11 protein-coding genes are annotated in these 11382 nt (G+C 42.5%); 6 read left to right on the top strand and 5 right to left on the bottom strand.

What is annotated here, in order from left to right:
- Positions 1–304 (top strand): asparagine synthetase B (locus tag SFU91_13625; protein ID MDX2130068.1); only part of this gene is annotated, 304 nt, incomplete at its 5' end.
- A 27-nt stretch (positions 305–331) separates the two neighbouring features.
- On the opposite strand, the gene SFU91_13620 is transcribed toward SFU91_13625, so the two are convergent.
- On the bottom strand, positions 332–2452 hold the full coding sequence (locus SFU91_13620; GenBank protein MDX2130067.1) for an alpha-amylase family glycosyl hydrolase: 2121 nt from the start codon (positions 2450–2452) through the stop codon (positions 332–334).
- Positions 2453–2692: 240 nt separating this feature from the next.
- Between SFU91_13620 and SFU91_13615 the strand changes: the two genes are divergently transcribed.
- Positions 2693–3304: a PAS domain S-box protein gene (locus SFU91_13615; protein ID MDX2130066.1), complete on the top strand. Its 612-nt coding sequence runs from the start codon at positions 2693–2695 to the stop codon at positions 3302–3304.
- Positions 3305–3308: 4 nt separating this feature from the next.
- On the opposite strand, the gene SFU91_13610 is transcribed toward SFU91_13615, so the two are convergent.
- The 4 genes from SFU91_13610 to SFU91_13595 form a co-directional block, all read right to left on the bottom strand.
- Entirely contained in the window at positions 3309–3707 is a 399-nt protein-coding gene (locus tag SFU91_13610; protein MDX2130065.1) for a DCC1-like thiol-disulfide oxidoreductase family protein, read from the bottom strand.
- Positions 3700–4296 (bottom strand): DNA-3-methyladenine glycosylase I, encoded by a 597-nt coding sequence (locus SFU91_13605; GenBank protein ID MDX2130064.1) that lies wholly within the window; start codon positions 4294–4296, stop codon positions 3700–3702. Before SFU91_13605 ends, SFU91_13610 begins: the two co-directional genes overlap by 8 nt.
- 72 nt (positions 4297–4368) lie before the next feature.
- On the bottom strand, positions 4369–4518 hold the full coding sequence (locus tag SFU91_13600) for a hypothetical protein (GenBank protein MDX2130063.1): 150 nt from the start codon (positions 4516–4518) through the stop codon (positions 4369–4371).
- 60 nt (positions 4519–4578) lie between these two features.
- Positions 4579–4953, bottom strand: coding sequence for a hypothetical protein (locus tag SFU91_13595; GenBank protein ID MDX2130062.1), 375 nt, complete (start codon positions 4951–4953; stop codon positions 4579–4581).
- A 141-nt stretch (positions 4954–5094) separates the two neighbouring features.
- Between SFU91_13595 and SFU91_13590 the strand changes: the two genes are divergently transcribed.
- The 4 genes from SFU91_13590 (at position 5095) to SFU91_13575 (ending at position 10750) form a co-directional block, all read left to right on the top strand.
- On the top strand, positions 5095–5607 hold the full coding sequence (locus tag SFU91_13590; protein ID MDX2130061.1) for a YkgJ family cysteine cluster protein: 513 nt from the start codon (positions 5095–5097) through the stop codon (positions 5605–5607).
- Between the two features lie 368 nt (positions 5608–5975).
- The gene (locus SFU91_13585) at positions 5976–8072 is read left to right on the top strand and encodes a thiamine pyrophosphate-dependent enzyme (GenBank protein ID MDX2130060.1); all 2097 of its coding nucleotides are present in this window, start codon (positions 5976–5978) and stop codon (positions 8070–8072) included.
- A gap of 231 nt (positions 8073–8303) precedes the next feature.
- Complete coding sequence (locus tag SFU91_13580; protein ID MDX2130059.1) at positions 8304–9182, top strand: ABC transporter ATP-binding protein; 879 nt, start codon at positions 8304–8306, stop codon at positions 9180–9182.
- Positions 9179–10750, top strand: a complete 1572-nt coding sequence (locus SFU91_13575; GenBank protein ID MDX2130058.1) for a hypothetical protein — start codon at positions 9179–9181, stop codon at positions 10748–10750. Before SFU91_13580 ends, SFU91_13575 begins: the two co-directional genes overlap by 4 nt.
- The last annotated feature ends 632 nt before the right edge of the window (positions 10751–11382 follow it).

Here is an 11382-nt window from a genome sequence, read left to right as displayed (position 1 = left end):
GCAAAATCACCGCACGGTCATTAAAAGCTTTTACGGGCAAACGACATCATTCCGCAAGTCGCTCGTCAAACCTTCAGTGGTGATTATGGGTGAAAAGAAAAATGCCGATGAAGTGAAATATCTTCACGGCATTTTCGGGCGAGGACAGTTTTGCTTTTATGGCGGACATGACCCGGAGGACTATCAGCATCAAGTTGGAGACCCGCCCACCGATCTCTCGCTCCACAAAAATTCGGCAGGCTATCGCCTTATTCTGAACAACATTTTATTCCCCGCGGCGCAGAAGAAAAAGCAAAAAACCTAAGCTTTTTCGATTCGGACGAAATCGGACTTACGGCTTCTTGGGCATTGATTTTGCCGTTGGCTCTTCAAAAATAAGAACCCGAACATCGCGACGTTTCAATCGCTCGAAGGGCTGATATTTGCTTCCTCGCCATTTGGTCTTCGGCTTTTCTGGGGTATCACTCAAGACTTCTTTCACTTGAAGCGCGGCTGAAAGCGGACCGGAGTCGAAGGTGAACTCGCATTTTTCAACGTCTTTATCCGATACATTCACAATTACCAAAGCCCACCGGTATTGCTCTTCAAAAGAAGGTCGAGCGCCTTTTCCAACACGGCTACTTTCGGGCCGCCGCAAATAGGCAATGACATTGGGTGATGATGTTTTCACAAACTGAACGGAAGAAGAATCTTTGTTGTGCTCACTTCGGAAATGGGGGTAGGTTTCGCGCAGCATACTGAGTTTTTTGTAAAACTTTAGAATCGAGTTGAGCGAATCAACACTTTCCCATTTCATCTTTTGCCTCACATTGTCATCGGGCGGTATTTTTCCGTTCATCCCAATTTCATCACCGTAGTAAATCATTGGTGTTCCGTGGAGTGTCCAGAGAATGGTCAAGGCTTGCTTCACTTTGGCAGTATCGTTATCAAAAACAGCGAGCGGACGATTGTTATCGTGATTCGAAAGAAACCTTGTGAGCAAAGCATTGGTAGGAAATGAATTTTTGATTTCTTCAATTGCAGCCTTAAAGCGCGTTTGATTGCCATTTTGCACAAGATCGATAAGTGGGTAGAAAAGCGGGTAATCATAGACCATATCAAATTCATCGCGGAAGTAGGGGATGATGAAATTGGCATTATCCCATATTTCTCCAAGCAATAAGACATCGGGGTTTATTGTCTTCAATTCTTTGCGAAGCCGTTTCCAAAATTTATGCGGCGGCTCTTTTGCGGCATCACAACGGAAGCCATCCACGCCAAATTTCAGCCAATACTTCGCGACCTCAATCGCCCAGTCTTCGGCGGGTTCATGAAAGAAATTGATCTTTGGCATATATCGGCTACCGCCAAAGTGTTTCCAATTGGCGTTATCGGTCTCCGTAAATTGAAACCACTTTGAATAGGGCGAATAAGGATTTTTGTAGGCACTTTGAAAATACTCGTGCGTGCTATCGGTATGGTTAATCACATAGTCCAAAATGACTTTCATCCCACGCTTGTGCGCTTCATCCAAAAGAGTTTTGAAGTCGGCTTTGCTGCCAACCTTTGGGTCAACATCAAAGTAATTGGTTACGCTATATCCGTGAGCAAAAGGTGAGGGATGAATCGGCATGAGCCAAAGCACCGTTGCGCCAAGCGAGCGAATGTAATCGAGCTTCTGTGTGACGCCATTCAAATCGCCGATTCCATCGCCATTGGTATCGTGAAAGCGTCGGACAAACACTTCGTACATCACCGCATTTTTAAAAAAAACTGGCGTAGTGAGTTGGGTTTCTGTTCGGTCAAGAATAAAGTTGGTTTCGAACGGAGACGCCGACACACCTTTTTCATTTTGAAATGTTACGCGCAAAAAATATTCACCATCAAGAAGATCGGGCTTTAGATTCAAAAGAAGGGTATCAGCTTTTAATTGAAATGCTTGAGGTTTATCGTTGAGTGTTACGCTGAGTGAATTCGGTTTGATACCAAAGTCGCTTTTAAGCCTTACACTTAAAGGCCGGAGCGATTTCATGAGGTAATTTTTTGGAGGGAAAATATTTTGAACATAAGGCTTACCAAATTCTTCGGATATAAAGATTCCGTTTCGATTGTCGTCTTTGGTAAAGTCCGGCGCATTGGGATCAGTGACCCAAATGGTATCGTCAAGAACAAACTTATAGAAGTGGGTTTCGCCTGCGCCAAGCTTAAAGAGTGCCGACCAAATTCCCGTGCTTGAATCTAATTTCATTCGGTAGAGTTGCCATCCTGTGAAATCACCGGCTAAAGCAACGCGTTTCGGTACCGGCGTTCCTTGATGTTTGTAACTAAACCGCATTCCATCCTTTGTTGAAAAAGGAGCTAGACTTTGGTCTTTTACTTGAGCGATTCCTCTTTGCCCTACAAACCAATGAAATATCAGCATTAATAGAAGGTTGACGGGAAGAATGAATATAAGTCCTGTTTCTCTTTTCACGCGCTTTGGTTTCTTTCTTTTGAATGTTTTCTATCAAATTAATCAAACCATTTTGAACAGAAATGCCCTCATTTTATTGCTGTGCAAATTTTATGGAACGGCACGTTTATATTTCAAGTTATTGTATCATCCCACATCACTCAATTCCAGTACTTTAGGTGCTATTCACTTTACTTTTTTGCTTTCAGCCGCTAACGAACATTAACCCATATTTGTAGTTTAATATTAAACTCTATCGAAATGGATATTCGATATTTTCAGGCGTATGCACTAGAAAACATCCAAGATGCAGTTATTGGAATTGATGAAACTCAGAGGATCATTTTCTGGAATCACGGTGCTGAATTGCTTTATGAAACAACAAGAGAAGAAGCAATGGGAGTAACACTCAGCGAGATTTACCGCTATGAGTACATTCCTCCTGCAACCGAAGCTACGGTATTTCAGTCTATGAAAGAGATCGGGTCTTACCGTGGCAATTACCGCCATATCACCCGTTCGAATCGAGAACTTTATGTGGAAGCAACGACCAGTGTTATTTTAAAAGATGGTGAATCTTTGGGAATGCTTGCAATCATTCGCGATTGCACAGAAAGTTACCGGATGACCATTGCCCTAAAAGAAACCGTAGAGTCTCTAAAAGCGGAACGCACGCATTCTGCCACACTCGAAGAAATGATAACAGTTTGTGCGTGGTCGGGGCTGATTAAGAATGGCGAAGAGTGGATTCGGATGGAAGAATTTTTAATGAAACGATTTGGCTTTAAGGTTTCGCACGGGATGTCGCCGGAGGTATTAAAGCAACAAATGGAAACAATAAAGAATCAACGCAGCTCTCAAAATCTAACTTAAACGATTAGTTTAAGAAAAGGGCGCGCATTTTGGGGTCAGGCATATCGCACGCATCTTTTCTGCCAAATAACTTATACCGATTTTCCGCAATAATCCCATAAAAGAAGTTGGAGAGTTTGATTGGAAGTATCGAAAAAATGGTCAAACTTTTATAAGGATATCGAAATTCCTTTGCAAGTTCAAAAAAGGCCTCAGAAGCCAAATACATTTTGTTCTCTTTAATCAACACCACCGATTCCAAACTAGAAGGAAATTGTGGGTAATCGCTTTTTGCCTGTGTTGCCGTCTCTCCTTGAAGTGGCGCAAAACGTACCGAGGGCTCTTTCAACCAACGAAAAGAAAGTTGCACCGCGCCGTGGCAAAAACCACATGTACCGTCATAAAATAAGATTGGATTATCCAAGCAGTTCTTTTCCTTTCTCAATTGATTTTTTCCAATTTGGGTTGGCGCTTAAGGATATTTCGTAAATCGGGCAATCTTTTCTATGTGCACCTTCTAAATATCCAGTGCTCATTAAAAATTCTTTTACAATTTCCCCTCCGGTAAACACAAAAGTTTTTTTGAAAAGCTTACCCCATTCAGAAAGTGTTTTTGGATGATTTGAATCCAACCATTTTTTGAATGAACCATTCTCTTTCTGCAAATTTAAGATGATCTGTGCATTGTGAATCGCCGCATTGATTTTCAATCGGTTGCGGATGATTCCCGCATCATTCATCAGCCTTGCGCGATCTTTTTCTGTGAATTTTGCAACCCTTTTGATATCGAAATTTCGGTAAGCCTTACGAAAGTTTTCCTGCTTATTGAGAATCGTTGTCCAACTCAGGCCTGCCTGATTAATTTCTAATATCAAGCGTTCAAAGAGTTCATTATCCGATTCAATTGGAAATCCATATTGGGTATCGTGATAGATTCGGTGAAGTGATTCCGGCGGAAGGGTTTGAACATAGTCGCAATAGCTTTTCGGAGTTAACGGTTGCCCATTTGCCATACTTGAGTATGATTTGATATAAATAAAAAAACGGCTGCATTTGTGCAGCCGTTTTTAGAATTCAATGCGACATTACTTCGCAACGCAGCATGCACCGTTCGGGCAGCATGCTTTGCCTTCAACACAGCAATCCGCTTTTTTGGTGCTGTCTTGTGCGTTTGCAAAGAGTGCACCGGCACAAATGAGTACGATAGCGATTCCGCTTAAAATGATCTTTTTCATAGAATTATAATTTAATTTGTTTTAAGTAGTCTTTTAGTATAAAGCAACAGATGCGGTCTTTTATGCTACTTCGGGTGGCTGAAAAATATCTTGAGAAAAATCTTCTAATGAAAGATTCTCGAGCGTGGAGAACACCTGTTGATTTCCTTTATTTGGGATGATATCGATTGATTTTTCTAAACATCCAGCAAACGATAAACAGCAAGGTGCATTGCCTTTACAGCTAGAGCCGCACGCGTTATCGGTGCAACCATTATTTTGGGTTTCGGTAGGTTGAACTGCACTGCAACAATCTTTGTTGGAATGCTTCACCATCAAATTCGTTTTGCAGCACAAGCCTAAGCCACTCTTTCCAATCGAAAGTAAATGTGCTCCTTTTGTGAGCGGTAAACTCAACAAGGCAAGCATTAATAAAAGGCTTAGTGTGCGATTCAATTTTATGAAATTGTTTAAAGAAAATCTTAAATGGATTTAACCAATAGATGCAAAGTTAAATATAAACATCCAATTTGACTTCCTCGTTTTTTCTAGCTTAAAAATTGTTGAGAAGTGTATGTTATAGCGAATGAGAAACTAATGATTTCACCTACTGATTTACCAATCCTCGCGAAAGAAAAGCGCGTCGAAAATGAGGCGTTTGGTCGTTTGCTTCGGCAGTTTCCTTCGTCACTCATTGACCCGCTTGTGCAACAGCTTTACCTCATCGTTTCTGCTGAAATCGATTGCACCGCTTGCGCCAATTGCTGCAAAATCCCTCGCCCAGCAGTTTTAGTATCCGAACTAACTCCTTTAGCTAATGCAAAGGGAATGACGCTCGCGCAATTTATTGAAAACCACACCGATTCGATTCCATTTTTAGACGAAGCCGGAAATCAAGAATTCATCTATTATCTCAAACCTAAGCCGTGCCCAATGCTCAAAGGAAATCTTTGCAGCGTTTATCAAGAGCGGCCGCTCTCGTGCGCCGATTTCCCACACCTTGATAAGCCGCATTTCAAATATCGGTTTCGACAAGTGCTCGAAAACTACACGCTCTGCCCAATCGTTTTTGACGTTGTCGAGCGATTGAAACTTCATATTGGTCAATAAATGATTACGGCAGCAATTTTATTCTCCCATTTACTTTTCGCCTTTTGTTTTCACTTCTTGGCAAGCGCTTAAAAAAATCATATTTTTGAAATTCATTCGAAAACGCTTGCATTGATTTACATTTAGCAGAACTTTTTCACCGATTTTTGGGTGCGGTTAGAGAGAGCCGCCTCACCAATTTTAGCAGGTTAGCTCCTGCCTCAATTTTAGTATTCAGCGTGAAGAAATCAGAAGTAAAAAAAGCTCCAGCTAAATCGAAGTCCTCAAAGGTGACTTCCGTCAGCAACAAGTCTTCATCACATTTACGCACGTCTCAACCCTCTTCAAATGTTCATGCTTCGATTCAAAAACACTTAACTGAAGTTACAATGCCAGCACAAGCCGCGCTCTCTGAAGCCGCCGTTGAAACGGCCAAGCACCTTGAAATGAACCTTGAGACTTATACGCTCAAAAAGTGGTATAGCCTCCTTTACACCGGTCGTCAATTGGATATCAAAGCGGCGGGGTATTTGAAAAAAGGGATGGGCTGGTCGTATCACGCCCCATATCAAGGCCACGATGCCATTCAAATGGCGCTTGGGCTTTCGTTTCGCCCGAATAAAGATTTTCTGTTCCCTTATTACCGCGATATGATGACGTCGCTTGCAGCCGGTCTCACGCCCGAAGAAATTATTCTTAACGGTCTTTCGCGCGATGCCGATGTTGCCGGTGGTGGCCGCCACATGTCGAATCACTTTGCTAAGCCTTCAATGCGTGTTCAAAACGTATCGTCGCTTACAGGTAATCACTCGCAACACGCTGCCGGTGTGGCACGAGCAATAAAAAAATATGAGGGTGATGAAATTGCATTTTACTCTGCCGGCGAATCCTCTTGCTCTGAAGGGTATTTTTATGAAGCCTTGAACGGGCTTGACCGCGAAAAACTTCCGGCCATTTTTGTCATTCAAAATAACCGTTTTGGAATCAGTGTTCCGGTGAAAGATCAGTTTTCAGTTACGCCGATCGCACAGGTGTATAGCGGTTTCCCGAACCTAAGAATCATCTTCTGCGATGGTACCGATGTTTTTGACTCTTGGCGAGCAATGCAAGACGCCGTTCAACATGTGCTTGCAGGTAAAGGCCCTGTTCTCGTTGAAGCCGATTGCGAACGAATCGGGTCACACTCCAATTCAGATAATCACTTGCTTTACCGTTCGCAAGAAGAACTGGATGAAATCAAACAGCGAGACCCTCTCGTGAAATTTCGCCACTACTTGCTCGAGCACCAGATTCTTACCGAAGCTGAAATGCATGAGATCGAAAAGGAAGCCGATGCGGTGATTGCCGATGCGTGTGAACGCGGTGAAAAATCACCCACGCCCAAGCCCGAGTCAGCGATGAATTTTATCATTCCCGAGTTCCACCCGGTTGACGGCGACTTGCACGCGCTTGATTCGCCCGAAAACCCTTCCGATCTTTATACCGATGAAGTCATCACCTTGCTTCAAGGATTGAACCTGACACAAAAAGAGGAATTCCGCCGAAACCCGAACACGTTCCTTTGGGGACAAGATGTGGCTTCAAAAGAGAAAGGCGGCATCTTTAATGTCGATAAAGGCATGCTCCAAGAATTTGGCGAGCGACGTGTGTTCAATGCACCAATTGCCGAAGATTTTATTGTTGGCACCGCCAATGGTTTTTCACGCTACCGCGAAGATATTTGGGTGTTGATTGAAGGCGCTGAATTTGCAGACTACATTTGGCCGGCGATGGAACAAGTGGTGGAGTGTACACACGAATACTGGCGTACGAAAGGTCAATTTGCTCCGAATATTGTCATGCGTGTTGCTTCAGGGGGCTATATCGGCGGCGGACTTTATCACTCACAAAATGTGGAAGGTGCATTTGCCACCTTCCCCGGCATGCGAATCGTAATTCCGGCCTTTGGTGATGATATTCAAGGGTTGATGCGCTCCGCATTCAGAGCAAAAGGCTTCACGGTAATTTTAGAACCGAAGTTTCTTTATAACAACCCGTGGTCAAAAACCAAACGGTTAAAGGATAAAGTATTAATTCCTTTTGGAAAGGCACGCACGCGCCGCTACGGATCTGATCTTTCCATTATCAGCTATGGCACAACCGTGCATCATTCATTGCTTGCGGCTGAACGCTTGCAGAATGAATATCAAATTTCTGCCGAAGTGCTCGACCTTCGCTCAATTCGACCGCTTGATACCGATGCCATTATTGCAACAGTGAAGAAAACCAACAAAGTGCTCATTGTACATGAAGATAAAGTCTTTGGTGGGTTTGGAGGAGAAATTGCTGCACTCATTGCTGAAAATTGCTTCGAACACTTGGATGCTCCGATTATGCGCATCGGCTCAACCGATACGCCGGTCGGGTTTTCAAAGTTTTTGGAAGAATTTACTTTGCCCAATGCAGAAAAGGTTTTCCAAGCAGCATTAAAACTCTCACAATATTAAAAGCGGTACAAGGCTAGTCAGCCTATTTTCGATTTGATAGGGACGCAATTGCGTCCCTTTTTTATTGAGCCTTACCCTTGATGTTGTCATTGCTTAGATCGATTGACGATAGTTCAATTGACCAAAGCTAAATTGATTGTAGTTCAATCGGTAACTTTTCTTATGTGATTGCGTTTTACTTTTTCTCCCCTCGATATCCCCTTGGTAAAATATTCAACTTGCATTTCATCTATGCTTGAGATTCAACTAGTTTCAAAACGTTACTCCTCGGGTCATTATGGCGTTAAAGACTTTTCTTTGACACAACGATCGGGCGTCTTGGGACTTTTAGGGCCAAATGGTGCCGGAAAAACAACTTTGATGCAGCTCATCGCCACCCTCACAAAGCCAAGTGTTGGAGCGATATTTTTCGATGGAATTGATCTTCTTAAAGAGCCGGAAGCGCTCCGCATGAAATTGGGTTTTCTTCCTCAAGATTTTGGTGTTTATGATAATCTCACTGCTTTGGAATTTTTGACTTACATCGCCTCATTAAAAGGCGTTCGATCGAAATCGAAGATTACCGAAATGCTTGAGTTGGTGAATCTCCATTCGGTGATGCATCGCAACGCCGCCTCTTTCTCGGGGGGAATGCGGCAACGGTTAGGAATTGCGCAGGCACTCATAAACGATCCTAAGCTGCTCATCGTCGATGAACCCACGGCCGGACTTGACCCCGAAGAGCGGGTTCGGTTTCGAAATATTTTAAGCGATATTGGTCAGGGGAAATTGGTCATCCTATCTACTCATATAGTTTCCGATATAGAATCGATTGCAACGGACATCGCCATCATGAAGGCGGGCACCCTTCTCGTGCATGAATCGCCGGAGAATCTGATGTTGCGAGCTAAAGGAAGGGTGTGGGAGTTTTTAATCACTTCTCATGATTTCGAGTCACTCCGCGCATCGCTGAAAGTTTCATCGGCAGTGAGAAAGGCGGATGGCATTTTTATCCGTGTGGTTTCAAATGAAAAACCGCATCCCAACGCTTCCCTTGTTGAGCCTTCTCTTGAGGATGCATTTCTCTATGTGATGAATTTTTCTCAAAACCCTTCTTTCCTTACACAATGAAACAATCACTACGTTTATCGGTTTTGCGCGAGATTGTGCTCACCGATTTTAAGTTACGTTTTCCGCGGCTTTCAACTTTTGCCGTTTTGCTCTTAACCATTGGAGGAACTTTTTTTCTCATCCCCGACCCTTCCTCTGGGTTGACAATGATTATGATAAAAGGCGTTCGAGCAACTTATAGCCCCGATACCATTGCCCTTGGCTCTGCGATGTTCTGTACGATTCTTCTTACTCTTTTTGGATATTACATCGTTAGTCATACCATCCGCCGAGATATACAAAGCGGCGTTGGGCTACTGTTGGCCTCCACCCCAATAACAAATACCGAGTATCTTTTTGGGAAGTTCCTTGGCAATTTTGCCTTGCTCTTTTCAATAATGGCGGCACAAATGATGGGCAGCATTGCGATGTTCTTTCTGAGAGGTGAAGGCACTTTTGCGTTATGGCCTTACCTTTTCCACTTTGGATTGATTGCCTTGCCGGGGCTTGTGTTTATTGCGGTGATTGCATTGCTCTTTGAAAGTATTAAGCCACTTTCCGGCCGCGGTGGCGATATCCTGTATTTTTTTGTTTGGGTTTTTTTGCTGAGCCTTATCTCTCAGTCGATGGAGTCTGAGAATTCGTGGCATCGGTTTATTGATTCCATTGGCTTAATCGCTTTGCAAGATATATTTCAAAATCAATTTGGCACAAAGTCATTTGCGGTAGGGGCTGTGGAGTATAAGCCGGGAACGCCCACCGTTTCTTATAATGGATTTTCACCGGAGCCAATGTTTTTGCTTTCGCGGTTCACCTCTGCCATTTTATGGATACCATTACTTGGTGTTGCCTTGTTATTCTTTCATCGGTTTAATCCCGAGTTAATCAAGAGTGCCAACAAAGCCAATTCAAGAAATTGGTTTCTTTCAATTAATCAAACCTTGAAACCGGTTTCACGAGCCTTATTGCCTTCTTTTACTCTTCCATTTCCGTTTATCAATGGCGTGCTTCAAGAGGCGTTGCTTTCTCTTCATCAACATCCTTTGGTATTCGTTTTGGGGATTGGAATTTGGGTGGGGGCATTTATCACTTCAGACCTTGAAACAACAAGGCACATTTTTCCAATCATAGCATTTTTTGGAGCGATGCCGCTGCTTGCCGATTTGCCGATTCGTGACCGCCAAGCCGGCGTACTCTCGCTCCTTTATGCCACGCCAAGGACCAAAGAATTATATCTTTTTAGGAAAATCTTCGCCGGCCAATTCATTCTTTCAGCAATATTATTAGTTCCTCTCGCGCGATTATTCCTCTTCGATTTTCAGTTGGGTTTTTCACTTTTTTGCGGGATTATCACCATCGTTTTGGTTTCACAGTCATTTGGAATTTTAAGTGGTAACTCTAAACTCTTTATCGTATCTTTTTTGCTTTTCATTTATATCGTTGAAAATTCGCCGAAAGAACCGTCACTGGATTTCTCAGGCTTTTTTGGAATTGCTGATTTTTCAGTTCCTCTTTATTTTGCCTTAGGATCTCTACTATTTTTTATTTGCTCCTTCGGCTTTTTTAGAATGCAACAGCACCGAGATTAGTAAATATGCCCTTTCCAAAGTTTAAAAACGCGTTCGGATTTTCGAAAGCAATACGTGCATTACCTTTTTTCTTTTTTATCCATCATTTGGAAGAAATATTTTTTCTTCATAGTTGGTTAAGTGAACCGCCATTTCCGCTTCTTACCTTTATTCAGAAAATTGATACCTCTGTACATTTGTATATCGCCTCGTTTTTATTGGGGATTTCAGGATTTTGGGTAGTTTTTTTCTCTCATAGGTTTTTTAGTGAGGAAAATTATTTCAGAATTATTTGTGCTTTTTCCGGTTTAGTTTTGCTCAATGTGTTTTTTCCTCATATTCTTTTTACTTTTTATTTTTTGCATTATACACCGGGCATTTTTACTGCGGTTAATTTTAACTTGCCTTTAACGGGTTTTATTTTTGCTTGTTTTTACATTTACAAGTTATTGCCAAAAGGTGAAGTGATTCTTTACGGTACGCTTGGAGGTGTCTTTGGTCTTATTTTGTATTTTATATTTTTAAAGGCAAGCGTTGTGGTAGATTTCTTGATTTAGAATACCCTTATTTTCTAATGGGATTCGACAGACATTGGGTTATTTTCTGAAATTAAAAAAGGGATACTGCATTTAGCAATATCCCTTTTTTGGTGA

The organism is Chloroherpetonaceae bacterium (assembly GCA_033763895.1).
Lineage (GTDB): Bacteria > Bacteroidota > Chlorobiia > Chlorobiales > Thermochlorobacteraceae > JANRJQ01.
The sequence above is the reverse complement of the archived record's forward strand: the minus strand, read 5'-3'. Positions and strand labels throughout refer to the sequence as shown.